Annotated in this window: 20 protein-coding genes; 8 read left to right on the top strand and 12 right to left on the bottom strand. The window is 72.9% G+C overall.

Features of this window, described 5'->3' with window-relative positions; translation table 11 throughout:
- Position 1 precedes the first annotated feature (1 nt).
- The 4 genes from A3IC_RS0136540 (at position 2) to A3IC_RS0136525 (ending at position 5,558) form a co-directional block, all read left to right on the top strand.
- Complete coding sequence (locus tag A3IC_RS0136540; RefSeq protein ID WP_026219151.1) at positions 2 to 1,855, top strand: dipeptide/oligopeptide/nickel ABC transporter permease/ATP-binding protein; 1,854 nt, start codon at positions 2 to 4, stop codon at positions 1,853 to 1,855.
- The gene (locus A3IC_RS58555; protein ID WP_020555039.1) at positions 1,852 to 2,724 is read left to right on the top strand and encodes an ABC transporter ATP-binding protein; all 873 of its coding nucleotides are present in this window, start codon (positions 1,852 to 1,854) and stop codon (positions 2,722 to 2,724) included. Before A3IC_RS0136540 ends, A3IC_RS58555 begins: the two co-directional genes overlap by 4 nt.
- Positions 2,721 to 3,650, top strand: coding sequence for a GNAT family N-acetyltransferase (locus A3IC_RS72720; RefSeq protein WP_020555038.1), 930 nt, complete (start codon positions 2,721 to 2,723; stop codon positions 3,648 to 3,650). Before A3IC_RS58555 ends, A3IC_RS72720 begins: the two co-directional genes overlap by 4 nt.
- Positions 3,651 to 3,893: 243 nt before the next feature.
- Positions 3,894 to 5,558: a PucR family transcriptional regulator gene (locus A3IC_RS0136525; RefSeq protein WP_020555037.1), complete on the top strand. Its 1,665-nt coding sequence runs from the start codon at positions 3,894 to 3,896 to the stop codon at positions 5,556 to 5,558.
- Between the two features lie 140 nt (positions 5,559 to 5,698).
- Here the strand turns inward: A3IC_RS0136525 and A3IC_RS0136520 are convergent, their stop codons facing one another.
- Positions 5,699 to 5,938, bottom strand: coding sequence for a LapA family protein (locus A3IC_RS0136520; RefSeq protein ID WP_020555036.1), 240 nt, complete (start codon positions 5,936 to 5,938; stop codon positions 5,699 to 5,701).
- 74 nt (positions 5,939 to 6,012) lie between these two features.
- Complete coding sequence (locus tag A3IC_RS0136515; protein ID WP_158696228.1) at positions 6,013 to 6,834, bottom strand: SpoIIE family protein phosphatase; 822 nt, start codon at positions 6,832 to 6,834, stop codon at positions 6,013 to 6,015.
- Between the two features lie 216 nt (positions 6,835 to 7,050).
- Here A3IC_RS0136515 and A3IC_RS0136510 point away from each other — a divergent pair, with 216 nt between their 5' ends.
- Complete coding sequence (locus A3IC_RS0136510) at positions 7,051 to 7,944, top strand: hypothetical protein (RefSeq protein ID WP_020555034.1); 894 nt, start codon at positions 7,051 to 7,053, stop codon at positions 7,942 to 7,944.
- Positions 7,945 to 7,990: 46 nt separating this feature from the next.
- On the opposite strand, the gene A3IC_RS0136505 is transcribed toward A3IC_RS0136510, so the two are convergent.
- From A3IC_RS0136505 to A3IC_RS0136485, 5 genes are all read right to left on the bottom strand, one after another.
- Positions 7,991 to 8,623, bottom strand: a complete 633-nt coding sequence (locus A3IC_RS0136505; protein WP_020555033.1) for an AAA family ATPase — start codon at positions 8,621 to 8,623, stop codon at positions 7,991 to 7,993.
- Positions 8,624 to 8,705: 82 nt separating this feature from the next.
- Positions 8,706 to 9,902, bottom strand: a complete 1,197-nt coding sequence (locus tag A3IC_RS0136500; RefSeq protein ID WP_020555032.1) for a type III PLP-dependent enzyme — start codon at positions 9,900 to 9,902, stop codon at positions 8,706 to 8,708.
- Positions 9,899 to 11,626: an IucA/IucC family protein gene (locus A3IC_RS0136495; protein ID WP_020555031.1), complete on the bottom strand. Its 1,728-nt coding sequence runs from the start codon at positions 11,624 to 11,626 to the stop codon at positions 9,899 to 9,901. The genes A3IC_RS0136500 and A3IC_RS0136495 overlap by 4 nt, the downstream gene beginning before the upstream one ends.
- Positions 11,627 to 11,703: 77 nt before the next feature.
- Positions 11,704 to 13,416, bottom strand: coding sequence for an IucA/IucC family protein (locus A3IC_RS0136490; protein WP_425387379.1), 1,713 nt, complete (start codon positions 13,414 to 13,416; stop codon positions 11,704 to 11,706).
- Positions 13,413 to 14,621: an ATP-grasp domain-containing protein gene (locus A3IC_RS0136485; protein WP_020555029.1), complete on the bottom strand. Its 1,209-nt coding sequence runs from the start codon at positions 14,619 to 14,621 to the stop codon at positions 13,413 to 13,415. The genes A3IC_RS0136490 and A3IC_RS0136485 overlap by 4 nt, the downstream gene beginning before the upstream one ends.
- Before the next feature lie 346 nt (positions 14,622 to 14,967).
- Between A3IC_RS0136485 and A3IC_RS58550 the strand changes: the two genes are divergently transcribed.
- Positions 14,968 to 15,786, top strand: coding sequence for a siderophore-interacting protein (locus tag A3IC_RS58550; RefSeq protein ID WP_020555028.1), 819 nt, complete (start codon positions 14,968 to 14,970; stop codon positions 15,784 to 15,786).
- A gap of 31 nt (positions 15,787 to 15,817) precedes the next feature.
- Here A3IC_RS58550 and A3IC_RS0136475 read toward each other — a convergent pair whose 3' ends face one another.
- Positions 15,818 to 16,111, bottom strand: coding sequence for a hypothetical protein (locus tag A3IC_RS0136475; protein ID WP_158696227.1), 294 nt, complete (start codon positions 16,109 to 16,111; stop codon positions 15,818 to 15,820).
- Between the two features lie 227 nt (positions 16,112 to 16,338).
- On the opposite strand from A3IC_RS0136475, the gene A3IC_RS0136465 reads away from it, so the two are divergent.
- Complete coding sequence (locus A3IC_RS0136465) at positions 16,339 to 17,286, top strand: D-2-hydroxyacid dehydrogenase family protein (RefSeq protein WP_026219149.1); 948 nt, start codon at positions 16,339 to 16,341, stop codon at positions 17,284 to 17,286.
- 177 nt (positions 17,287 to 17,463) lie between these two features.
- Here A3IC_RS0136465 and A3IC_RS58545 read toward each other — a convergent pair whose 3' ends face one another.
- The 4 genes from A3IC_RS58545 to A3IC_RS0136445 all read right to left on the bottom strand — a co-directional run bounded on the left by A3IC_RS58545 (position 17,464) and on the right by A3IC_RS0136445 (position 22,565).
- A complete protein-coding gene (locus tag A3IC_RS58545) occupies positions 17,464 to 18,255 on the bottom strand; it encodes a class I SAM-dependent methyltransferase (protein ID WP_158696226.1) in 792 nt (263 codons plus the stop codon).
- 46 nt (positions 18,256 to 18,301) lie between these two features.
- Positions 18,302 to 19,534 carry an ABC transporter substrate-binding protein gene (locus A3IC_RS0136455; RefSeq protein ID WP_026219148.1) on the bottom strand — a complete coding sequence of 411 codons (1,233 nt, stop codon included), beginning with the start codon at positions 19,532 to 19,534 and terminating at the stop codon, positions 18,302 to 18,304.
- A gap of 215 nt (positions 19,535 to 19,749) precedes the next feature.
- The gene (locus A3IC_RS0136450) at positions 19,750 to 20,262 is read right to left on the bottom strand and encodes a roadblock/LC7 domain-containing protein (protein ID WP_020555022.1); all 513 of its coding nucleotides are present in this window, start codon (positions 20,260 to 20,262) and stop codon (positions 19,750 to 19,752) included.
- Positions 20,259 to 22,565 carry a nitrate- and nitrite sensing domain-containing protein gene (locus A3IC_RS0136445; RefSeq protein WP_158696225.1) on the bottom strand — a complete coding sequence of 769 codons (2,307 nt, stop codon included), beginning with the start codon at positions 22,563 to 22,565 and terminating at the stop codon, positions 20,259 to 20,261. The genes A3IC_RS0136450 and A3IC_RS0136445 overlap by 4 nt, the downstream gene beginning before the upstream one ends.
- Positions 22,566 to 23,774: 1,209 nt before the next feature.
- Between A3IC_RS0136445 and A3IC_RS58540 the strand changes: the two genes are divergently transcribed.
- Entirely contained in the window at positions 23,775 to 24,275 is a 501-nt protein-coding gene (locus A3IC_RS58540) for a DoxX family protein (protein WP_020555020.1), read from the top strand.
- The last annotated feature ends 17 nt before the right edge of the window (positions 24,276 to 24,292 follow it).

Genomic DNA, 24,292 nt, shown 5'->3' with positions numbered 1-24,292 from the left:
GATGTCAAACGCACCAAGACTGCGCCTCGCCCTGCGCACCCCGTTGGGGATCACCGCCGCCGTCGCGAGCACGATCATCTTCCTGACGGCAATCTTCGGGCCCATGCTGCTCGGCGACACGGCCGACCGGATCGACACCGACGCGATCGGCCAACACAGCGGCACCGAGCACCTGTTCGGTACCGACGCGCTGGGTCGCGACATCGCCGCCCGCGTGGTGGTGGCGACCCGGCTCACCCTGGAACTCACCCTGTTCGCCACGCTCATCGCGGTCGTCGGCGGCCTGGTCCTGGGTGTCCTGCCGGCTGTTCTCGGTCGCCGCGCGGGTCGCCTGATCACCGCGACGGTCAACCTGCTCGTCGCCTTCCCGGGCCTGCTGTTCGTGCTCTTCCTCGCGGTCATCTTCGGTGTGGGCACCTTTTCCGCGGCCTTCGCCATCGGCCTGGGCGCGGCGCCCAGCACCGCCCGACTCGTGCAGAACCTGACCGCCTCGATCGCCGGCACCGACTACGTGGCCGCGGCGCGGATCCTCGGCGTCGGCCGCTTCCGGATCATCGTCCGGCACATCCTGCCCAACATCGCCGAACCCGTCGCGCTGTTCGTCTCGACGACCGCCGCCGGCATCCTGGTCGCCTTCTCCGGCCTGTCCTTCCTCGGCCTGGGTGTGCAACCGCCCGACTACGACTGGGGACGCCTGCTCAACGAGCAACTCGACCGGGTCATGGTGGACCCGATGTCGGCGGTCGGTCCGGGCTCCGCGATCGTGCTCACCGGCATCACCTTCGGCCTGATCGGCGAGGTGGTCGCCAAGGCGAACGCCGGCCGTACCGCGCCGCAGGCCGAGGTCACGCCCGAGGCGACCTCCGCGGCGCCCGCCGAGAAGACCGCGTCCGGCCTGCTGAACATCGACCACCTGCAGGTCCGCTTCGCCGGACACACCGCGGTGCACGACGTCTGCCTCACCGTCGACGAGGGCGAAGCGGTAGGCATCGTCGGCGAGTCCGGCTCGGGCAAGAGCCTGACCGCGCTCGCCGCTGCCGGACTGGTCCCGCACCCCGGCCGGGTCAGCGCCCGGAGCCTGCGCTTCGGCGACCGGGACCTGAACAAGCAAGCCCCCAAGGGCACTTCGATGGCCATGGTGTTCCAGGACCCGATGGCCTCGCTCAACCCCGCGCTCACGGTCGGCCGGCAACTCGCCGAGGTGGCCGAGGTGCACCACAACGCCGGGCGCGCGGCGGCCCTCACCCGGGCCGTCTCCCGACTGGGCGCGGTGGGCATCATCAACCCCGAACTGCGGGTCCGCAAGCGCCCGCACGAGTTCTCCGGCGGTATGCGCCAACGCGTGATGATCGCGATGGGCCTGATGGGCGAGCCCCGCCTGATCATCGCCGACGAACCCACCACGGCCCTGGACGTGACCGTGCAGGCCCAGGTGCTGGCCCTGCTCCGGGACGTGCGCACCGAATCGGGCGCCGCGTTGTTGCTCATCTCGCACGACATCGCCGTCGTCTCCCAGGTGTGCGACCGCGTCGTGGTGATGTACGCGGGCCGGATCGTGGAGGAACTCCCGGTCGGGGACCTCGCCGACGGCGTGGCCCACCCGTACTCGGCCGCGCTGATCGGCGCGGTGCCCAGCATGACCACCGACCGGGACACCCCGCTGGCGACCATCCCCGGCCGCCCGCCCCAGCCCGGCGAGGAGATCGTCGGCTGCCCGTTCGCGCCGCGCTGCGCCAGGGCCACCGACCGCTGCCGCACCGAGGAGCCGGTGCTGGAGCAGATCCGCCCCGGACGTCGCGTCGCGTGCTGGGATCCGATCACCACCGCCACCCACGAACTGGAGGAGGCACGATGAAAGCCGTGAGCACGGTGGATTCCTCCGCCGCCGAAGCCGCCTCGGGCCCCGCCGCGAGCGCCACGTCCGGTTCGCTCGAACTGCGCAACATCACCGTGCGCTACGGCCGCGGCCGCACCGCGTCGACCGCTGTCGACGACGTGTCCCTGGAGGTGCCCGCGGGAAGCGTGGTCGGCCTGGTCGGCGGCTCCGGATCGGGTAAGTCCACCCTGGGCCGGGCCGCCGTCGGACTGGTGCCCGTCTACGCGGGACAGGTCCTGGTGGACGGCGTCGACCAGGGCCGCAAACCCGGGCGCAGGCCGATCCAGTTGGTCTTCCAGGACCCGTTCGCGTCGCTCAACCCGCGCCTGACCATCGGCGGCTCGGTCGCCGAGGCGCTGCCGCGCAGCGACCGTGCGACGCGGGCGAGCGAGGTGGCCCGCTACCTCGACCTGGTCGGCATCGACCCCGGCGTCAGCACACGCCTGCCGCACGCGCTCTCCGGCGGCCAGCGCCAACGCGTCGCGCTGGCCCGCGCGCTCGCCGCCCGGCCGGCCGTGCTGGTCGCCGACGAGGTCACCTCCGCACTGGACGTCTCGGTCCAGGGCGCGGTGCTCAATCTGATCCGCGACCTGCAACGCGAACTCGGCTTCGCGATGTTGTTCATCACGCACAACCTGGCCGTCGTGCGCTACCTGGCGGACCGGATCGCGGTGATGGACCGAGGCGTCCTGGTCGAGTGCGGCCCGGCCGCACAGGTCCTGGAGAACCCGGAACACGAGTACACCCGGGCCCTGTTGTCCGGCGTACCCACCATCGGCGAGCCGCTGCCCGAGCGGGCCGCGGGCGCGGCCGCGACCGACGCGGAGACGGAGGCAACGACTCGATGACACCGACACCGGCGGGAGCGCGTACCGGCGGCGACCTGTACCGCGCCGACCGCGAATCCGAGCCCGATCCCGGTGCACTTCGCGACCGCGCGGCCGAGGCGGCCGACCGCGCGGCTCGCGTGGCCCACATCGAGATTCGCGAACTGCACACCCTGGGCGAGCTGGCCGACGCGTGCGACCTGTTCCAACGCGTCTGGCAGCCCGCCCCGACCAACCCGATGATCAGCCCCGAGTTGATGACCGTGGTGGCCCACGCGGGCGGCTATGTCGTGGGCACCTACGAGGGCGACCGGCTGATCGGCGCGGGTGTGGGGCTGCTCTCCACCGAGGGCCTGCACTCGCACATCGCCGGCGTCGACGAACGCTCACGCGGGCGCGAAGTGGGCTACGCGCTCAAGGTGCACCAGCGCGCGTGGTGCCTGGATCGCGGGATCACCCGGGTCACCTGGACGTTCGACCCCCTGGTCGGCCGCAACGCCTACTTCAACCTGGCCAAGCTCGGCGCGGTGCCCGCCGAGTATCTGGCCGACTTCTACGGGCCGATGTCCGACGCCATCAACGGCGACGACTTCTCCGATCGGCTGCTGGCCCGGTGGGATCTGACCGCCGACCGGGTGGCGCTCGCCTGCTCCGGGGTGCCGCAACCCGTCGACACCGACGACCTGGCGGGAGAGGTCGTCATCGGCTTGGACGCGGGCCCCGACGGCCGGCCGATTTCGGGCCGTATCGACGGGGACGTGGTGCTGGTGGCGGTGCCGCGGGACATCGAGGCACTGCGCCGGGCCGACCCGTCGGCGGCGCGAGGGTGGCGGCTGGCGGTGCGCGAGGTGCTGGGCGGCCTGATGGCCCAGGGCCGGCGCGTGCGCGGCTTCGGCCGGGACGGGCGGTACGTGCTCGACATCGGACCGCAGGGGCACCGACCGTGAGGAACGACATCGCGCGAAGCGTGCCGATTTCACCTACCCACATCCACCCCAAGATCGTTTAGACTCCAGCCCACGGGCCGGCCAACGGCGACACGGCCGGCCCCGGGCTCGACCGGCTCGACGGGGGACCTGTGTCGACGGATTGGATTCCCCTGACATGAACCTACCGAGCAGCATTAACGTGCCGAGCAGCCGGCGAATATCCCGTCGCGGCACCCCCGCCCACGCCCCGGTGGGCAGCCCATGACCGCCCGTCCGCGCGCCGTCCTCGGGCGCATCATCGACGACCTCGGCTCGACCCTGTTCGCGGTGGCGGCCGGCAGGCCGGATCCCGACCACGAGATCACCGGCGTGCTCATCCACGACCCACACGACGAACCCTCGCACCCGCCGGGCGCGGTGATCCTGGGCGTCGCCGTCTACGGATCCCCCGCAATCGCCACCCTGGTGCACCGCGCGGCCGGACTGGGCGCACCGGCCGTCGTGGTCCGCGGCCCGATCGTGGTGGACGCCGAGATCGAGGCGGCCGTCGCGAGCACCGGCGTGGTGATCCTGGCACTCACCCCGGGCGCGTCCTGGTCGCAGGTCACCACCCTGCTGCGGTCCCTGCTCGCGGTGGACGAGGTGGGCACCGTGCAGAGCGGCGAAACCCTCGACGGCGCTCCCGCCGGCGATCTGTTCGCGCTGGTCAACGCGATCGCCGCGCTGTTGGACGGACCGGTCACGGTGGAGGACCGCAGCGGGCGCGTGCTGGCCTTCTCCAGTCGTCAGGACGAGGCGGACGAACCCCGGATCGCCACCATCCTGGACCGTCAGGTGCCCGCGAGGATGTTGCGCATTCTGGAGGAGCGCGGCGCCTTCCACGCCCTCTACCGCAGCGAGGGACCGCTCTATCTGGCCGGCGTCTCCGACATGCCCCGGGTCGCCATCGCGGTCCGGGCCGGGGACGAGATCCTCGGCTCGATCTGGGTCGTGGTGCGCGAGCCGCTGTCCGACGAGTTGTCCCGCTCGCTGACCGAGGCGGCCAAGGTCGTCGCGCTGCACCTGCTGCGCCGCCGAGCCGGCGCGGACGTGGAGCGCAGACTGCGCACCGACCTGCTCGCCACCGTGCTCGAAGGCGGCCCGGCGGCGGTGGACGCGGCCGGCCGACTGGGCCTGGCCCACCAACCCGCGTGCGTGCTCGCACTCGCGGTGGTCGGCGACTCGGCACCGGCGGAGCGCAGCGCGGAGGAACACCGGATCGTCGACGCGCTGGCCCTGCATCTGGCCGCGGTCCACCCGCGCACCGCCACCGCACGACTGGGCGGCTTCACCTACGCGATCCTGCCCACCGAGTCGGACGCCAGGGCGGTCCGGCTCGCCGAGGAGTTCCTGGCCCGGATCGGCGGTCGGATCGACGCGGTCGTGGGCGTGGGCCGGGTGGTCGCGCGCGAGGTGGACCTGCCCACCTCCCGTGCGGACGCCGACCGCGCGTTGCGGGTGCTGCGCTCGGGCCGCTCGTCGGCGCGAGTGGCCCGACTGTGCGACGTGTACGTGTCCTCGCTGCTGGTCGACGTCGCCGACCGGGTCGCCGCCACCGACGACGCCCCGGCGGGCCCGGTCACCCGGCTGCGCGCCTACGACGCCGAGCACGACACGCATCTCACCGAGACCCTCGCCGCGTGGCTGGACACCTTCGGCGACGTCACCGCGGCCGCGGCGGCCGTGCACGTGCACCCGAACACGTTCCGCTATCGGCTGCGCCGGTTGTCCGAGGTGGGCGCGATCGACCTCGCCGACGGGGACGCCCGCTTCGACGCGATGTTCCAACTCCGACTGCACGGGGTGCAGCCCGGCCGCGCGCCACGATCCAACGTGGCCGCCGCCCGCCTCCCCGCGTCGACGACGCTGCGCGGGCCGGGCGTCTAGGCCGCTCCGGCGGACCTCGGGTGGATCGGGCCGCGGGGCCGGGCGGCGCGGACCGGCCGAGCTCCGCAGGACCGGGCCTCGGTCCGGTCCGGGCGCACCGTCTTGCGACGGTGGGCGCGGTCACCGGCCGCCGGCCGCGCTCACCGGGGTCGGTTGCGCCCGATCAGCCACCCGATGAGCGACCCGACCACAAACGTGCCGGCCAGTACGAACCACAGCGGCGCCTGCACCTCGGGGATCCAGAAGCGGATCGCGGTGGTCCCGGTGTTGGCCAGGACGAACCAGACGCTCAGCACGATCACGACGAGGATTGTGATCCGCCGCAGGGTGATCCGCGAGCCGTGCTCCGCCGCGCCGCCCTTGGGTGAGGTCTTCGCCATGTTCGAACGGTAGGACCGGGTGGGTACGGGCGCGCTGCGGGCGAGCCGAACGGGTGGGCGCGGACGCGGTGCGGTCAGGCTTCGGGTCGCCCGGGCGGCTCGGGTTGCCGTGGCTGATCGGGCTGCGGCGGCTGCTCGGATTCGAGCAGGAACAGCGCCGCGTCGCCGGTGAAGGACGCGTCGGAGTGTGCCTCGATGTCCACCGCGAGGCGGTCCAGCGCGTCGGCGAAGTCGCCGTGCAGGCGGTCGGGCGCGCGCTCGACCAGCGGGTAGCGGTCGCCGCCGGTGTCGGACGCCTCGGCCGGGTCGTCGGTGTACAGCAGGACACGCTCGCCGAGGCCGATGGTGACCGCGAGCTCCGACGGGCGCAGGCTGCCGGGGGCCAACGCACCGATCGGCGGGGTGGTGAACGCCGGTTCGAGGCCGAGCACGCGGCGACCCACCACCAGGAGCGGGGTCGGGTAGCCGCGATTGATCAGGGTGAGCGAGCCGATGCCGGTGGGATCGCCGACGTGTGCGACCAGGAGCAGTCGGACCAGGGCACGATGCCCGCGACGATGGTCCTCGCGCAGCGACAACGCGACCTGGAGCGCGATCTCGGACAGGGTCGGCGCGCTCGGCGCCGCCGCGGCGAACGCGGTGAGCACGTCCGTCACCCGATCGGGCGCGCACCGCGGATCGCCGGCCACGTCGCCGAAGATCGCCCGGGCGCCGAGCGGGGTGTCCCGGATCTGGCCGAACCAGGCGCGGGGGCTCGCGGCCGGCGGGCCGAAGATCCGGCGGGTGGCGACGCGCAGGCCGGGAGCCTCGGCGAGGGTGGTCACCTGCGGCTCCGGTTCGATGTCGAGGGCCGGCGAGGCGGCGGAGGGGTCGGTCGATCCGGTGCCGGCATTCACCGGAACTCCTCGGCGGGTGGTCATGCCGAGCAGGTTCACCCCGACGCCCGTCCTGAAACGAGGCCGATGTTCGAGCGCCGGATCTCTCCGGGCGGACCGGACGCCCTCCCGGCGCAGTCTCGCGCTCGCCGGCACCGTGCCTCGGCGGCCGTACGAGGGGTTGGCTCGGGTGGTCGGTGGGCAGCGTTTCGGGAGGAGAACAGACAGGAGGCCGCGGTGTCCGAGACCGAGAATTCGGAGTCGGCGGAGGCCGGCGACCAGGCGATGACCCGGTTCGACGACATCTACGACCGGCCGGACCCACGTGCCTTCTTTCGGGCGCTCGGCTCCTTCGAGTACCAGACGCCACATCACGCCCAGCGGATCTTCCGCCGCATGCTCGCCACCCGGACCGGCAACGGCAACGGTGACGGCACCCGGGAACCGGTCACCGTGCTCGACATCTGCTGCTCGTACGGGATCAACGCGGCGCTGCTCAACCACGACGTGACGCTGGCCGACCTGTACGACCGGTACGGCTCGGCGCACATCGCCGCGCTGGACACCGCCGAGCTGATCGAGGCCGACCGGGCCTACTACGCGGCCCGCCGACGCCCGGACGCGGTGCGCGTGGTCGGTCTGGACGTGGCCGCGAACGCGGTGTCCTACGCCCGAGCGGTCGGCCTCCTCGACGAGGGGTTCGCCGAGAACCTGGAGTCGGCGCCGCCCTCGTCGGCGCTGCTGGAGGCCGCGCGGCCGACCCGGCTGATCACCGTCACCGGCGGTGCCAGCTTCTTGTCCCCGCGAAGCTTCCGGCCGTTCCTGGCCGAGGCCCGGGAGCCTGCGTGGGTGGCCGCGTTCGTCCTGCGCACGGGGTCCTACCAGGCCATCGCCGACGGGCTGAGCGCACACGGCCTGGTCACCGAGAAGGCCGCCCCGCAGACCTTCCCGCAGCGCCGGTTCACCAGCGAGCGGGAGCAGCGTTACGCCGTCGAGGCGGTGACCGCCGCGGCCGAGGATCCCCGGGGCAAGGAGAGCGCCGGCTACTTCCACACCGCGCTGCACCTGTCCCGCCCGCCGCGGGACGCCGCGGCGTTCCCGCTCACCGGCCTCCTGTCGGCGCAGGACTGACCCCGGCCCGGCGGCCTTCGTCCCCGCTGCCGATCTCCCGCCCGGTTCAGAAGAATCGGATGTGCCGGACGCCGACCCAGGCCCGGCGCACCCGGCCGCGCAGCGGGCCGTCGGTGTTCGGGGCCAGGGTCAGCCCGGCCGAGTCCGCGATGCGATCGGCGACCCGGGCCACGTCGAGGCGATCGGTGTGCACGTGCTCGGCGAACTCCGGGGCGGCCAGTCGCTCCAGGCACAGGTCGAGCCGGGACACCGCGAAGCTTTCCCGACGCAGCGGAGCAGCCCTGCCGGCCGCCACCCGGACCGCGTGCCCGAGGCCGCGCTCGCGCAGCCGCCGCAGGACCGTCTCCCGCTCGGCGAGCAGCGTGAAGTGCCTCACCCCGTGGCCGCGTTCGCGCAATCGTTCGACTGTCTCCCGGAAATTGTCCGACTCGATCACCGTCATCGGCGCGATCACCGGGCCGTCGTGCCCGGTCAGCACCAGGTCCAACACCTCGAACACGCCCTGTCGCCACGCCGGCAGATCCTGGAAGTCGCCACGCAGCGCCGGCGGCAACATCCGGTGCAGGCCGAAACCGACGTGTTCCGGATCGCAGATCACGCTGCCCGGCAACCGCCGGGACAACTCGTGCGCGGTCTGCGTCTTGCCGACCCCGAACGGGCCGTTGATCCACAAAAGCATGCGTCGACCCTACGAGTTCGACACCCGTTCCCGGGTCGAGGCGCGACCACCTCGGTGGGCGGCGTCGGTCCGGTCGGCGCGATCACAGGTAGTGGAAGCTCGGGTGCGGGTGCATCAGGAAGTCGTGATGGGAGATGTTCCACGCGTAGGCGCCGGCCATCGCGAAGACGACGCGGTCGCCGACGCGGAGCCGGGAGACCGGTCGCCGGCGGGCGAACACGTCCTTGGGGGTGCACAGTTGACCGGTCAGGGTGACCTCGGTGTCGTGGATCTGCGGTCGCGGCCACGGGTAGGGCCATGGGTTCGTGGTGGGCACGATCGCGCACGGCTGGTCGTGACCCTTGGCCGCCGGGGTGCGCAGGTGGTGGGTTCCGCCGCGCAGCACGGCGAAGGTGCTGCCGTGACTGTGCTTCAGATCCAGGACTTCGGTGGCGTACCAGCCGCAGTAGGCGGTCAGCGCCCGGCCCGGCTCGATTCGCACGGTGAGGTCCGGTCGGTCGGCCAGCAGGCGGCCCAGGCCGGCGCCGAAGCGGGTCCAGTCGAAGCGGGCGGCCGGATCCGCGTAGTCGACCGCCATCCCGCCGCCGATGTTCACTTCGGGCAACGCGACCCGATGTCGCACCGCAACGTCCCGCGTCCACCCGATGACGCGTTCGGCGACCGCGAGCTGCGTGTCCGCGTCCAGGCCGCTGGCCAGGTGCGCGTGGATGCCGCGAAGGCGCGCTCGACCCGCGTCCGGCCCGGTGAGCAAGCGCAGACAGGACTCGACCTCGAACGGATCCATCCCGAACGGGCCGGAGTCGCCGCCCATCGTCAGCGCCGCGCCGTGCAGTACGTCCGGCCCCAGCGGCAGATTGACCCGCAGCAGCACCTCGACGTCGCGCTCGGGCCGGAACCGGGCGGCCAGCGCGATCAGCTGGTGCAACTCGTGGCGGCTTTCCACATGGAAGCGCCCGACACCCGCGCGCAGCGCGGCGATCAGTTCGTCCACCGTCTTGCCGGGGCCGCCGAAGGCGATCGGCACGGTGGGCAGATGGGCCAGCACGTGGGCGAGTTCACCGCCGGAGGAGACCTCGTAGCCGCTCACGTCGGCGGCGAGCGCGGCCAGGATCTTCGGCGCCGGGTTGGCCTTGGCCGCGTAGTACAGCTCGACCCGGGCCGGCAGCGCGGCGCGCACCGTCGCCACGTGCGCCCGCAGCCCGTCGAGGTCGTGGATGTAGGCGGGAAGTTCGGCGGCGTCCAGGTTCGCCACCCGGGTCCGCACGGCGGGTGTGATCATCGCGCGCTCCGGACGGGTGTGCGGCGGACCCCGTCGGGTATCGACGCGGCCAGGGGCGAGGGGATGCGCAGGTACCGCGCCTCGCGGTCGGCGCGCCGCTCCCAGCGGGCGAGCAGGTTGCCCTTGGCGGGCAGCGGTCCGCCCGCGAGCAGCGCCCGCAGCGGCGGCGGTTCGCCGTGCTCGGCCGAGCAGTTCGCCAGGACCGTGCGCACCCGTGCCCACAGTCTCGCCTCCAACCGCGGATGCAGATCGGTCAGCGCGGCGAGCATCTCGGCGATGTTGTTGACCAGCAGGCAGTAGGCCACCCGGTCCCAGCCGCGCCGGGCGGTGTAGGTCATGGGTTCGGCGACCGAGGCGGGCAGTGCGGCCAGGGTGGCGGCGTGTGGTCCGGGCAGCAGCTTGGTGCCCTCCATGTCGCGGATCAGCACCTGCCGGGGTCGACCGTCGTCGTCGACCGCGAGCAACACGTTCTGCAGGTGCGGCTCCAGCACCACGCCGTGCGTGAAGTAGGCGGCCAGCACCGGCGGGACGAGCAGGCGCAGGTAGTCGTCCCACCAGCGCAGCGCCGCCTGTGGGCCGGTGGCAGGGGGCAGGCGGGACACGTGCGCGGAGCCGGTGGGATATTCGGCGGCCACGGCGCCGGCCAACAGCGCCGTGGTGCCCGGCCGCAACCGCGCGTCCAGGCCGTCCCGGACGATCACCCCGAACCCTTCGAGCAGGTCGGGCGCCACCGCCGCCGACACACTGCGGTACGCGGGCTCGCCGAGCATCGCGAAGTCCGGGTATCGGGCCGCCGATCGCTCCAGGATCGGGGCCAACACGCGGGTCAGCGCGACCGCCCCGGACAACTCGTAGGCGGCGTTCCTGCGCACGCAGTTGGTGATCCGCACGTTCAGACCGAACTTGAGGAACACCCCCGCGCCCGCCAGCGTGCGCACCGACGCGGTGGGAGTGAACGGGTCGCCGCCCGGGCCCAGATCGAGCACATCGCCGCCGGCCAACGCGGCGCGCAGGCGCGGGTGTTCGGCGAGGAGTTCGTATTGCCACGGGTGCGCGGGCAGCAGCGTGTATCCGGCCGGGACCGGGCCGAGTCGGTCCAGGACCGCGGTGTCCGAGGCGGAAATCCGCTCCTGCGCGATCAGTTCGGTCCGGACCGCCAGATGTCGCAGGCGAAACGCGGCCCGGGCCTCGGGCGCGTAGGCCGCCCATGTGGCCGGGTCGGTGCCGCGAGCCTTGGGCGTGGGATGGAATCGGTGCCCGAACAGCAGGGCCTGCTCCGATTCCAGGTAGCGCGAGGTGGGTCGGGCGGCGCCGCGCCGGGCCAGCCCCGCCGCCACGCCGGCATGGCTGGAGGCCAGTTGGCCCAGGAACTCGTCGTTGCCGACGCCGGTCCGCAGATCCAGTTCGGTGTGGATCCGCTCGGCCAGCTCCGACCAGGTCAGCACGCGCCACGCGGCCCCGCGCAGTTCGGCCGCCGGACCGGTGAACCGGTGGTCGCCCAGCAGCGAGGTGCGCCGCAGCCGAACGCGCAACCACGTATCCGAACAGGCCAGGTGCAGCCGGAGATGGCCGGCGTCGCCGGACTCCACGAAGCTGCGTCCTTCCGGGCCGCACACCTCCCGGTGCAGACAGTTGAGCAGGGTGTGCGCGACGGCGTCGTCGGCCGAGGGCAGCGTGGGCGGGTCGGCGGAGGCGGTTCGGGGGTGGGCCGACGAGAGCGGCATGGGCGACTCCAGCGGTTCGAAGGCGGTGTCGGGGCGTGCGGGAGATGCGGTGGGGTCCAGGCGGGCGAGACGGCACGCTATTTCCGACTCGCCGCCCATCGCAGGTAGTTCGGCCCGGTCGTGTAGTGCTTGTTGATGTCGGCCGCGCCCGAGCGCTGCTTGCTGAGCAGGGTGCCGGCGGTGATCATCGCCTTGACCGGCAATCGGTCCTCGATCAGTACTCGGCGGCGCAGCTCCGGCTCCGCGAGCTCGTCGAGCCGCTGGTACACCAGCCGGAGCAGCCGGTCGCGTTCCGGCGCCGGCAGTGCGAAGGCGATGGCGCCGGCGCACAGATGCACGGTGATCGTGACGAACACGTCGGCGAGCGGGCCCTCGTGCGTGGTGTACGTGCGCGGGTCGTCGAACCCGTCGTGCGGCAGCGGACAGCGGGCCGGATACACCCGAGGGCCGTCGTTGTCCTTGAACAACAGGCCGGCCGGGCGGCCCTCGGCCAGTACCAGGGAGACGTTCTGCGGGTGTGATTCGAGCGCGATGCCATACCGGTACAGGGTGGTCTGCCAGTCCAGCAGCAGCGTGAGATAGGCGTCCAGCAGCGCGAAGCGGTCGCCGCCGTAGAAGCGGCCCGCGACCCGGTCCAGCACCAGGACCGCGTCCGGCCCCTTCGCGAGCAGCGCGGCGAGCGGCAGCACCAGGACATCCTCCAGACCGGGCGGGTGGCGGCGCACCAGGGCGGCCAGCAGCTCGTGCCCCGCGTGCAGGTGGCTCTGCTCGTCGGCAAGCAGCACCCGGTCCCGAAAACGTGGTTCGCGGTGCAACACCTCGGCCAGGAGGCGCTGCCCGGCGGCGCCGTCGACGAGGGTGCCGGGCTTGATGGTGCGCCGGTTGCGCAGGCCGAGGGTGGCGATGGGCAGCGGGAGCTTGAGATGTACGGCGGGATCGTGCGCCACCGCGACGGTACGCATCGACAACGTCGGGCGCACGTTCAGGTACTCCCGATCGGTCCGCACCGCCGGGGCCGGGAGCCGGTCGATCGTCAACGGGTGCACGGGCAGGGCCAGATGGTCGGAGGTCAGGTCCGGTCGGCCGAGTTCCGCCGCGGTCGGCCACCACTCGGGCAGCGTCCCGGTGCGCGTCGTCGCGTCGTGCGGCAGCAGCGCCCAGCGCAGCCGGAAGCTCGGATGGTGCTCGGGCGCGTATCGGCGCAGCGCCGCCGCGGCCAGACCGGAGCGGGCGCGTGCGGTCGGGTAGAGCGGATGGTCGACGTGCGCGGCCAAGGTGTCCAGGGCCGGCCCCGCACCCGGGCCGGTCCACGTGCTCGGGTCCGGGCCGTGTCGCTCCGCGAGTCGGGCGTGCACGGCCGAGCCGGTGCGCGCGAGCAGCCTGCCGGCCCGGGCCGCCTGCCGGCATTCCTCGGCGAAGTCGTCGAAGCCGGACCGGTCCTGTGCGTCGGCCGCATCGCGCAGTATCGCGAGCAGGTGGTCGGTGTCGGTGACCCGGGCGCCGTCGTGCTCGCCCACCAGGAGCGGCGCCCGGGCCGCGTATTCGCATTGGAACCCGTCGGCCCGGACCGGCAGCAGCCACGTGTCGGTGCCGCCTCGCACGGTCAGCCGCAGCCACGTGCCGTCCGGTCGGGACAGCGGCACGGCCGTGTTCCGCAGGCCCAGCACGTCCTCGCGCAGCACGGTGTCCAGGACTCGGCACAGCAGTTCGCCCTCGAAGCGGTGCGCCGCCGTGGGCGTCGGGATGCTGCGGGCCCGGGATATGGGCGGGTCACCGGCGCGCGGGGTCACGGCGTGATGCTCCACTGCCGGTCGGTCAGGAATTCCTCGGCCGCACGGTGCACGGCGGCTCGATCGCCCCCGAAGGTGCGCAGCACCCCGAGGTAGTCCCGGTTGGAGTGGTGCAGTTCGTGCCGTTCGCCGACCGTGCGCAGCGGCCGGTAGTCGATCCGCACGCCGCCGTCGAGGAGCCTGTCCTCGCGGCCGGGGGCTGTGCCGAGCACGCCGGCGCGGTCGGCGCACGGGTAGTCGACCCGGGCGTGTCGCCCCGGGCGGGTGCCCAGGTCGGCGGGCAGGTCGATGCCGAGATGCACGCGCAGGATGTACTCGAACAGCGGGAGGCCGAGTACGTCCTCCAGCAGCAGATCGCACTGGTCGCCGATCGCGCGGTAGTTGACCTCGATGATCCGGGGCCGCCCGTCCTGGACCACGAACTCCGTGTGGCACGCCCCGAATCCGACACCCAGCGCGTCGAGTTGGGCGAGCACCCCGGCGGTGATCGCGGGCGGCGGGTCGGTCACCAGGTCCAGCCGCGTCTCGATGAAGTACGGCGGCGGCGACAACCGGGTGTGGAATCCGCCCAGGACCCGGACGCCGTTTCGGTCGCCGAGGGTCTCCAGGGTGTACAACTCGCCGGACAGGAATTCCTCGACCAGCAGCGCCGCCGCCGGCCGGCGAGAGCGTATCTCGGCGCAGCGCGTGAGGAGTTCCGCGTCGTTCGCGACCAGCACCACGTCCTCGCCCGCGACGCCCTCGCGCGGTTTGAGCACGCACGGATACGGCGGCGCGAGAGCGATCAGGTCCGTCGCCTGCCGCTCGGGCGCCAGTTCGGCGGCCCACACGGTGTCCGCGCCGGTGTCGGCGAGCCGGCGGCGCGTCTGTGCCTTGTTCTTGGCCCGAAGCGCGGCCGTCCAGTCCTTGGCGGGCAGGCCGAAGTAGTGGGCCGCGAGGGCGGCCTGGACCTGGAGGTGGTCGCTGTTGGTGAACACCGCGTCCGGTCGGTGTGCGGTAAGGATGCGATCGAGCACCGCGCGGAAGTCGCGTACGTCGCACTCCAGCACCTCGACCCGGGGGAGCGCGGCGCACAGTTCGCGGTGGGCACCCGCGTGGGCCGGGTCGGCGAGCAGGGTGACCTCGAGTCCGAGGCGACCGGCGGCGGGGAGGAATCCCTCGGTCACCGAGTCGGTGGGGTTGAGCGCGAGCAGGTACAGCCGCATGCGTGATCGGTCCCTCTCGGACACGTCGACCCGGGCACGGCGAACCGGACCATCGACCCGGAGCGTCGATCCGGATCCTCGGCCCGGACTCGGAACAACTTAGGGTAGGCATAGTTGCCGGCCAAATCCGGCCGGCCCCAGGGCCGTTGGGGACCAGGGGTCGGTCTCGGCGTGGCGCCGCCGCGCACCGCGGGCGTGGGGTTAGGTTAACCTAACCCGAGGTTGGGCCAACCCAACCCCGACATCGTCTCGGGTCGTCCGTGGTCGACCGTGTCCGAGAGGGCGAGTTCCAATCTCCACCGAACGTGAACGCCGGGCGCAGCTCTACCGGCCCTTCCAGCTCACCGTGGTCCGCAACACGCCGATCACCCGCAACGCCACACGGATCACCCTGACCGGCCCGCGGCTGGTGGACTTCGTCCCGGGTGGCCCCGATCAACGGGTCAAGCTCTTCGTCCCGCGCGAGGGCCGACCCGCGTCCCGGATCACCCGGGACGACCTGACCTGGCGCGAGGCATGGACCCGGATCCCCGAGGCCGACCGGCCGTACCAGCGCACCTACACCGTGCGCGCGCACCGGTCGGATCCGGTCGAGATCGACATCGACTTCGCGCTGCACGCGCCGGGCGGACCCGCCTGTCGCTGGGCCCGCTCGGCCCGCACCGGCGACGCGATCGAACTGCTCGGGCCGACCGCCGAGCGCAACGGCGGCTACAGCTTCGAGCCGCCCGCCGGCCGCCGGCTGCTGCTCGCCGGCGATCACGCGGCGCTGCCCGCGATCGGGTCCATCGTCGAGTCGCTGCCCGGTGACGCACGCGGGCACGTCTTCGTCGAGGTTGGCTCCGCGGCGGACCGCCAGCACCTGGCGGCGCCGCCCGGCGTGCGGGTCGACTGGGTGCATCGCGACGGCGCGCCGGTCGCGGAGAATCGGCTGCTGGACGCGATCCGGGCAGCCCACCTGCCGGTCGACCACGGCTACGCCTGGCTGGCCGGCGAGGCCGGTCGGGTGCGTGCGCTGCGCCGGCACCTCAAGGACGAGCGCGGCATGGACCACCGCTCGATCGCCTTCATGGGCTACTGGCGGGTCGGCCACACCGAGGAGACCGCGCACACCGAGCCCACCCGCCCCGCGGAATCCGCGCAGCCGGTGCGACTGGCCCGTTGACCGCAGCCGTTCACCGGGATCGCGCCGCCGCTCACCGGGTCCGTGAGGGCCCGGTGCGCTCGGCGCGCATCCGGCGGGCGATGACCACGAGGTCGATCCAGGCGACCACGGCCGTCACAGCACACGCGATCGCGGCGACGATCCACAGGACGCGCACCTCGTGCGTGACATCCGCGGTGGCCGCCAGCGCGCACAGCGCGCAGCCCACCACGAAGAACGGCAGCGCGATCCTGGACATGGCCCGACGCGCGGGGAGGTCGCTACGCGGATGGGCCGCCTCGCTGCCGGGAGGGCGCTCGGCCGGAGCGCGATGTCGCGCACTCATACCTCTGGCATACCCGACCGCGCGACCGGTACGCGGATCCCGAGTTGCCGAGCATCGCGGAGCCGTTCTTCCAACTGGGCGCCAAGGTCACCGTCGAACCGGTGATGAACCTCGACGACCTGCAAAAGGGTCTGACCGCGCTCGGCTGACCCGCCCGATAGGGTCGGGCGGGACGGTTGGACCGGGTGATCCGCACTCCGGCGATCGCCGGATGCGGGGGATCACACGTGTTTCGGGTCGCGGTCATCGACGACTACCAGGGGCCGGGCGCCGCGCTCGACTGCTGGCGGAAGCTGCCGCAGGACAGCGAGGTCGCGTTCTTCCCCGACCACGTGAGTGACACCGAGGCACTGGTCGAGCGACTGGCGCCGTTCGACGCGGTGATCGCGATGCGCGAACGCACCCCCTTCCCCGCCGACCTGCTCGCCCGACTGCCCGGGCTGCGGCTGCTGATCACCACCGGCATGAACAACGCCGCGATCGACATCGAGGCGGCCCGAGCCCGCGGTGTCACCGTGTGCGGCACCCGCCTGCTGCCGCATCCGGCGGCCGAGTTGACCTGGGCGCTGATCCTCGCACTGGCCCGGCGTACCGGCGCGGAGGAGGCGAGCCTGCGCGCCGGCGGCTGGCAGCGCGGCGTCGGCCTGGACCTCGCCGGGTCCACCCTGGGCCTGATCGGTCTCGGCAAGCTGGGTGCCCGGGTGGCCACGATCGGCGCCGCGTTCGGGATGCGCGTGCTGGCCTGGAGCCAAAACCTCAGCACCGAGCGGGCCGCGGCGGTCGGCGTGACGGCGGTCGACAAGGAAGAGCTGTTTCGCCAGGCCGACTTCGTCTCCGTGCACGTGCGCTACAGCGAGCGGACCAAGTCCCTGGTCGGCGCGCCCGAACTGGCCCTGATGCGCCCCGGCGCTTACCTGGTCAACACCTCGCGGGCGGCGATCGTGGATCGGGACGCACTGCTCGCCGCACTGCGCGAGAGTCGCATCGCCGGCGCCGCGCTCGACGTGTACCCGGTGGAGCCGATCCCCGCCGACGACCCGATCCTGACCGCTCCGAACACCATTCTCACCCCGCACATCGGCTACGCGACCCAGGGCAACTACACCCTCGCCTACACCGACGCGGTCGAGGACATCAACGCGTTCCTGGCCGGCGAGCCGGTCCGCGAGCTGTAGGCAGCGCGTGCGGCGGCCGCCCGGGAGCCGTCATGCACGGGCGGCGACACCGCTGCGAGCGACGGCCACGGATCCGGGGTGGCACACCGCCGCCGCGCCCGCGGGGTTTGCCGCCGTCGCCGACGGGCGAGGTCCCCGGCCGCCCCGGGTTCGAGGTGGCCGGGGGCGGGTGTGGTGTCAGCGCGGGTCGGGCTTGGTGCCGATCGTGGAGATCAGTCGCCAGCCGGTGGTGACCAGACCCGGTTGGGCGGCGACCTTTTGGAAGCGGTCCAACAGGTCCTGGTCCACGCCCAGCGCGAGCAGTTGCGCCCGGAGCTGGCGGGCGTTGCACGCGTACAGGCGGTGGGCGAGGCCGGGGCCGGCGCAGTCCGCGTCGGTGCGGGTCACCCGCACGTCGATCAGGCCCGCCTCGACGAACGCATCCTTCGTCTCCGCCGCCCATTCCAGGTCTGCGCCCCGGCTGCGCAGGACGGCGAGGATGCCCGCCACGACCTCGGTGAAGACCTTCTCGTCGGCGGGGTCGGCGCAGGCCAGCACGCGCGGCGGCTCGGGGCAGTACCAGTCCTCGATCACCAGCACGCCGCCGGGCTCCAGCACGTCGACCAGGCGTGGCAGGATGGCCCGCCGCTCGGGTATGTGCAGCAGGACCAGGCGCCCGTGGATGCCCCGATAGGGCCGGCGCGGCAGTTCGTCGGTGCGCAGGTCCAGCGGGAAGGTGCGGATCGGCGCGCCGTCGGTGGGCGCGGTGACCGGACGCGCGTCGAGGTCGGTGGCGTGCACGACGCCGGTCGGGCCGATCCGGCGGGACAACTCGCGGGCGATGCTGCCCAGGCCGTGACCGATCTCCAGCCACTCCTGGCCGGTCGGGTCGTCGAGCGAGTCCAGCACCATGCGGGTACTGGGATCGAGCAGGTCCTGCAGGGTTTCCAACTGGAAGGTGATGTCGTCGGCTTCGGCGAACGCGTACAAGAGCGACTCCTCGCGTGGATGGACGATACGTTCGGGGACGGACGGATCAGCCGCCGAGGACGGCGAGTTGCTCGACCGCCACATTGGCCCGCTTGGGCCCGTCGTTGCGCACTTCGAAGCGGTACCACTGCTGCACCGGTGAGTGGGTGGCCGGGTTCAGCTGCATGACCCCGCGCGGACTGTCGATTTGCCCGACGTTGCCCAACGCGGCGTTCACCGCCTCGGGCGTGAGCGTCTTCTTCTCGGCGCGGACCGCGGCGATGGCGGTGTCCAGCGAGCGGGCGATGTCCCACGCGGCGACCGCGTAGATGGTCGGGCTGCGGTCCGGGTGGCGCTGTTGCCAGGCGGCCACGAAGGCCCGGTTCGCCGGGTTGTCCAGATCCGCGCCGTAGGTGGCGAACGTGGTGATGCCCGCCGCCGCGTCGGCCTGTGCGTCGAGTTGACGCCCCTCGGTCAGCGGCCCGCTGCCGTACAGCGGGAGCTTGGCGGCCTCGGAGGTCTTGTACTGCTTGACGAAGTCGACCGCAGCGGTACCCGCGTAGAACGCGTAGACGGCCTTGGCGCCGCTCTGTGCGATCTTGTTCAGGAAGGGCAGGAAGTTCTGGGTGCCCGGGAACGGGGTGAAGGTGGTCTTCCCATCCGGGTTGGCCAGGGTGCCGCCGGCCTTGGTGAACGACTCGGTGAAGCCCTTGAGTTGGTCCCAACCGCCCTGGTAGTCCGGGCCGATCGCATAGACCGGGCCGTTGACGTGTTCCTTGACCCAGGGGCCGGCCGCGGCGCCGGCTTCGTAGGACTGGGTGTTGAACGACCAGACGTGCGCGGTGAGTTTGGGATCGGGGAACTCGGGGCGGCCGGCCACGCCCATCAGCGCCGTGTTGTTGGCGGCCGCGATCGGCAGCACCCCGGCAACGCTGCCGCCGCTGACGATGCCGGTGATGGCCAACACGTTCTGCTGCTTGACCAGTTCGGTCGCGGCCGGGACGGCGGTCGGCGGCCCCGCGCCCTCGTCGCGCGCCACGATGTCCGCCTTGAGCCCGCCGAGCTTGCCGCCGTGTGTGTCGCGGTACAGCTCCAGGCCCGCACGGGTGTCCTCGCCCACCGCGGCGTACGGGCCGGAAGCGGGGGTGAGCAGGCCGATTTTGGCGACGGCGTCGGATCCCTTGCCCTTGTCGTTGCCGGCCGCACTGCCCGAGCACGCCGACAACACCAGGAGTAAACCGGTGGCGAGGGCCAGGGGGGTGCGGGTGCTTCGGATCCGTCTACGTGTGCTGCTGCGCATGTCCGTCTCTCTCTCGGCAGGTTCGGCGATACGGGGTACGACTCCGGATGGGACTGCCGGCTGGGTCGCCCGAGGACGCGGAACGCGGTCTCGGGCGCGCGGGAGCCGGGCGTGGCGGATGCGCCGGGACGGCCGGTGGGCCGGGCGCGCGGATACTCCGGACGACCGGGGCGGATGGCCGGGTCGTCCGGGACCGGACAGCCGGGTGTGTGGGGTCAGAAGACCCGGCTGGGGGCCGGCATGCGGGCGGGCTGCGGCTGAAGACCACGACCACGCGCGAGCGGCGTCAGGGACGGGCCGACGCGTTCCATCAGCGCGTGCATCGCCCGGATCAGGTTGCCGACGTCGGCGTTCCAGGTGGTCGCCACGATCAGCGCCGAGGGGTGCACCTGCCCGTCCGGGCCCGGGCTGGTGTTGCCCATGGTGAGCAGCAGACCGTGCTCGGCCTGCGACATCAGCACGCTGACCGGCCCCAGGCCCATCAGGTCGGCGCTGTAGTCCTGCATCAGCAGGGCCCCGGGCGCGCTCGACGCGATCTTCTCGGCGTTCGCGACCCACGCCGCCTGCCCGGCCTCGTCGGCGCGGATGCGACCGGGCAGCGCGGCCTGGGCGACCAGCAGCGAGTCGCCGCTGGCGGCGACCGCGTGCAGGACGTCGGGGGCGTGGTCGTGCACGAACTGGCGCATGAAGTCGTCGAGCACGCTCTGGTCGACGGCGGGCTCGGTCATGGGGATTCCTTGGGGGTCCGGGTGAAGGGCAGGTCGCGGGCGCCGCGCCCGAACGAGGCGGCGGCGGCGCTGGCCTGCGCGATGTCACGGGTGGGTGGGGCGGTACGACGGAAGGGGGTCGCCTGCGCCGTCCGGCGTTCGCGGCGCGGAAGGCCCTGCGCGGTCAACTCGGGGGCATAGTCGGCGGGCAGCGGCCCGCCGATGATCGGGCCGGTGGCGCTCGGATCCCCGTCGGCGGCGTACGAGCCGTTGCCGTTGACGCCGACGCCGTTGGGGGTGACGCCGTTCGCGGCGGCGCCGTTGAGGCCGGACCCGAGGGCGATCGGCCGTGCGGGGCCGGACGGTGCGGCGAGCGGGCGGGCGACGTGCTCCACCCGGCGCCGGTGCCGGCCCACGGAGGCGATGATCGTGTGCGGCAGTACGATCTCGGCGACCGTCCCGCCGTCCGTGCCCGGTTGCAGCTCCACCTCGATGGCCAGCGGACGGGCCTGGAGCGCGACCACGGTCAGGCCGGTCTGGCGCAGCGAGGGCAGCGCGTCCACGTCGGCGCGCAGCCGGCGGTTGAGCAGTTCCGGGTCGCGATGGCCCACACCCTGGTCCCGCACCCGCACCAGGACGCCCGCCTCGGTGCGTTCGGCGGTGATCTCCACCTCGTGCCGGCCGGAGAAGCGGGCCGCGTTGTCGACGATCTCGCCGAGGATCTGGGTCACCGCGCCGACCGTGTCGCCGGCGAGCGTGACCGAGGTGGGAATGCCCTTGAACGCGATGTCGGGCAGTCGCTCGTAGTTGGTCACCCGCTGAGCGCCGGCGCGGACCACCTCGTACAGCGGGGTGTCGGGCCACAACCGGGTCGGCGGCTGCCCGCTGAGCACCGCGATCGAGTCGGCGAGTCGCTTGGTGCCCTCGTTTCCGTGGTCCACCTCGAAGACGGTGCCCAATTGATCCACCGTCAGGTTGGAGGCCTGGAGTCGGTCCAGGGCGCTGCTGACCCGGCTGGTCTGCACCCGGATCCGCCGGGCGACGTCGCCGAGCGCGTCGTTGTACTCGCGCTGGGCCAGCACCAGCGACGCGCTGTGTTCGACGGTGCTGTAGGCGAGTTGGGTCAGCGCGCGGGCCAAATCGGCGATCTCGTCGGCACCACGCTCACGGTCCGCCTGCGGGCCGAGCATCTTGACCGCGTACGCCCGGCCGCTCTCGTGCGGGGCCAACGCGTCGCGGCGGCGCAGGTCGGCCTCCACGGCGGGCAGCGTCTTCTGGGTCATCACGGTGACCCGCTCGGCCAGGGTCTGCAGGCGGCGGTGCAGCAGTCGACCGAGCCAGGCCGCGGCCGCGGCGGCGGCCAGCACCGCACCGATGAGCACCGCGCCCTGGACGCCGGCCAGCCACCACCGGTCGCCGGTCACGTCGGCCACCTCGCGGGCGACGTCGGCGTCGGCCCGTTGCTCCACCGACCACAGCCGGTCGGCGCGCTCGGCCAAGGCGGCGCGCCAGACGTCGGCTTCGAGCGTGTCGCGGCCGAGCGCGTCCTCGGTCTGGGCGACCCGGATCATCTCGGGGCCGGCCAGTGCCCGGGCGAGCCGGTCCCGCCAGGTACCGGGCGCGGTCACCGCGAAGGCTTCCAGGGCCTGATCGTGCGCGGCGCGGGCGGTGGAGGCCGCCTTGAGCACCGGGCCGCCCAGCGGACCGGCGCCCAACGAGCGCAGCACGGTGACCTGTTGCTGGCCCAGCGCGGCGCGCGCCTGGGCCAGCGCGGTGATCGCGCGCAGGCGGCCGGCGGTGCCGGTGGACACTCCCGGATCAAGCGCGACCCGGGCGCGCAGGTCGACGGTGGTGCCGATCCAGGCCCAGTAGCGCACGGCCGCCGCCGAGGTGGCCACACCCCGCTGGTCGACCTGGGTGCGCAGGCCCGGCAGGCCGCGCAGCGCGGTGTCCACGGCGGCCAGCGCGTCGCGTTCGGCGGTGGAGACGGGCTCCAGGTCGCGGCGGCGGTCCTGGTAGCGGCGTACCGCGGCCTCGCTCGCGTCGATGGCGGTGCGGTAGTCGGCGCTGGTGATCGGGCCGGGGCCACGGGAGAGCAGGGTCACCGCGGCGGCGCTCTCCGCCTGGAGCCGGCGCCCCACCTCGCCGGCGTCGGCCGAGACGCCGACCAGATCGTGCGCGTGGTCGGCGGCCTGGGCCTGTTCGACCATCGTCAGGATCGCGGATCCGGCGAAGAAGACCATGCCCGCGGAGGGCACGACGACCATGAGGGTGATCAGGCCGCGCACTCGCGGGCGGATCCGGGCGGCGAGCCGGGCCCGCAACGGGGGACGCGGCGCGGAGGGTACGCCGGCGGAGCCCGCGCCGGCGGGGCCTGTGTTCGGCGGGCCCGCACCCGCGGGTCCCGCACTCGTCGGTCCTGTACTCGTGGGGCCTGTGCCCGCAGGGCCTGTGCCTGTGTCCGCAGGGCCTGCGCCCGCGGGGTCGGTGTCGGTGGCGTCTGCGCCTCGGGAGCGGGACGGACGTATCTTCATCCGCGTTCGCTCCCGGGACCGGGTCGGCGGAGCCGGGCGGACGCGAACTGGCGTGGTCCCGCCGGGGGTTGCCTGCGCGCAGCGGTACTCGCGGGCCGGGCGGCGCGAGCGGGGATGTGCAGATCGCGGTGACCGGATCGGGCCGCGTCGGCGACGTGAGGAGGACGGCGGAGTAATCGCAACACGGGCTGGGATCCCTGAACGATGGTCGATGGGAGGGGACATGCGACGGCGGTGGGCCCGAGGGGCGGCCTGCCGGGGGCGGACGCGGTCGACCGGGCGCGGGGTGGGCGCGGGACCGGTGGCCGGCGGCCTCCCGCGCCGGTCGCACCCGGGGTCGGCGCCGGCAGCGCCCGGGTCGGGTGCTCCGCAGGCGACCGGAGCGGCCGGTAGCGGCACTTCCGCTTCCGTTTCGGAAACGGCCCGATCGCCCTGCGCCGGCGGCCGATACGAACCGGCCCGGAGCCTCGATCGGCGGGCGTCCGCACGCGCGTCATGAGTGATCGGCAGCGGAGCGCATCGGCTAGCTCGGGTGCGGGAGTCGGCTCATCCGAGGTGAACTCCCGGCCGAAGCACCGGTGTTCGCGCCCCGCAACGGCGTCCTCGGACAGCGCGCCGACCCTGTCGGGATCGTTCGGCCGCGAGCCTTCGACGCAAAAACGCCCATGAGCGGATCACTCCTCGCAAGGGGGTGCGGGGTCGACCAGGAAACGCCCGATCGCGGGTAGGGCAACTGTTCGCATCGGTGCGCACACACACTGTCCCCGCGAATCCACCGGACGTCAAACGAAACTTGGGTGTCGTTGCGCCCCTGTTGCAACTCTCACTTTGTTGGCCGGCACCGCGATCGGTGAAGGGTGCTCGGTTCGCCCGATGGTGTCCACTCGCACTCCTTGCCACTTTGTGCCGGTTGCCGAGCGCGGCATTGTCCGCACACGGACGGCCTACCGAAACTGGTCTGGACCAATCTCCCGCACTCCGTCCCCCAGGAGCCGTCCGATGTCACCCGTTCCGCACGCCGTCATCGAATCTGCCAAGCCCCATGTACTGGGCCTGTTCCGTATCGTCGTCGGGCTGCTCTTCACCTGCCACGGCACCGCCTCGTTGTTCGGCTTCCCGGACGGCGGGCGGGGCACCCTGTCCGCCGGCACCTGGCCCGGCTGGTACGCGGCCGTCATTCAACTCGTGGGCGGGGGGCTGGTGTTGCTCGGCCTGGGCACTCGGTTCGCCGCGTTCGTCTCGTCCGGATCGATGGCCTACGCCTACTTCACCGAACACCAGAAACTGGATCTGTGGCCGCTCCGAAACGGTGGTGAGGCATCCGCAATGTTCTGCTGGTCGTTGCTGCTGATCGTGGTGTTCGGATCGGGCAGCTTCGCGCTGGAACGACTCCTGGCGCGTGGCGGCGCCGACGCCTCGACCGCATCCACGTCGTCCGCCGAGTCCGCGCCGACCGCGCCGTCGGCTGCGCCCCGGGTGCGAAAGGTCGTCGGACAGTAGTCGAATAGCGGTGGGCC

It is taken from the genome of Embleya scabrispora DSM 41855, from assembly GCF_000372745.1.
GTDB lineage: Bacteria > Actinomycetota > Actinomycetes > Streptomycetales > Streptomycetaceae > Embleya > Embleya scabrispora.
Note: the sequence above shows the minus strand (reverse complement) of the source record. Positions and strands in the feature narration are given on the sequence as shown.

Excerpts from the sequence above, each read along its gene's own strand:
- A3IC_RS58555 (WP_020555039.1), top strand. The coding sequence starts at position 1,852 with ATGAAAGCCGTGAGCACGGTGGATTCCTCCGCCGCCGAAGCCGCCTCG.
- A3IC_RS0136525 (WP_020555037.1), top strand. The coding sequence starts at position 3,894 with ATGACCGCCCGTCCGCGCGCCGTCCTCGGGCGCATCATCGACGACCTC.
- A3IC_RS0136500 (WP_020555032.1), bottom strand. The coding sequence starts at position 9,902 with ATGATCACACCCGCCGTGCGGACCCGGGTGGCGAACCTGGACGCCGCC.
- A3IC_RS0136485 (WP_020555029.1), bottom strand. The coding sequence starts at position 14,621 with ATGCGGCTGTACCTGCTCGCGCTCAACCCCACCGACTCGGTGACCGAG.
- A3IC_RS0136450 (WP_020555022.1), bottom strand. The coding sequence starts at position 20,262 with ATGACCGAGCCCGCCGTCGACCAGAGCGTGCTCGACGACTTCATGCGC.
- A3IC_RS0136495 (WP_020555031.1), bottom strand. The coding sequence starts at position 11,626 with ATGCCGCTCTCGTCGGCCCACCCCCGAACCGCCTCCGCCGACCCGCCC.
- A3IC_RS72720 (WP_020555038.1), top strand. The coding sequence starts at position 2,721 with ATGACACCGACACCGGCGGGAGCGCGTACCGGCGGCGACCTGTACCGC.
- A3IC_RS0136475 (WP_158696227.1), bottom strand. The coding sequence starts at position 16,111 with ATGAGTGCGCGACATCGCGCTCCGGCCGAGCGCCCTCCCGGCAGCGAG.
- A3IC_RS0136505 (WP_020555033.1), bottom strand. The coding sequence starts at position 8,623 with ATGCTTTTGTGGATCAACGGCCCGTTCGGGGTCGGCAAGACGCAGACC.
- A3IC_RS58540 (WP_020555020.1), top strand. The coding sequence starts at position 23,775 with ATGTCACCCGTTCCGCACGCCGTCATCGAATCTGCCAAGCCCCATGTA.
- A3IC_RS0136455 (WP_026219148.1), bottom strand. The coding sequence starts at position 19,534 with ATGCGCAGCAGCACACGTAGACGGATCCGAAGCACCCGCACCCCCCTG.
- A3IC_RS0136520 (WP_020555036.1), bottom strand. The coding sequence starts at position 5,938 with ATGGCGAAGACCTCACCCAAGGGCGGCGCGGCGGAGCACGGCTCGCGG.
- A3IC_RS0136540 (WP_026219151.1), top strand. The coding sequence starts at position 2 with ATGTCAAACGCACCAAGACTGCGCCTCGCCCTGCGCACCCCGTTGGGG.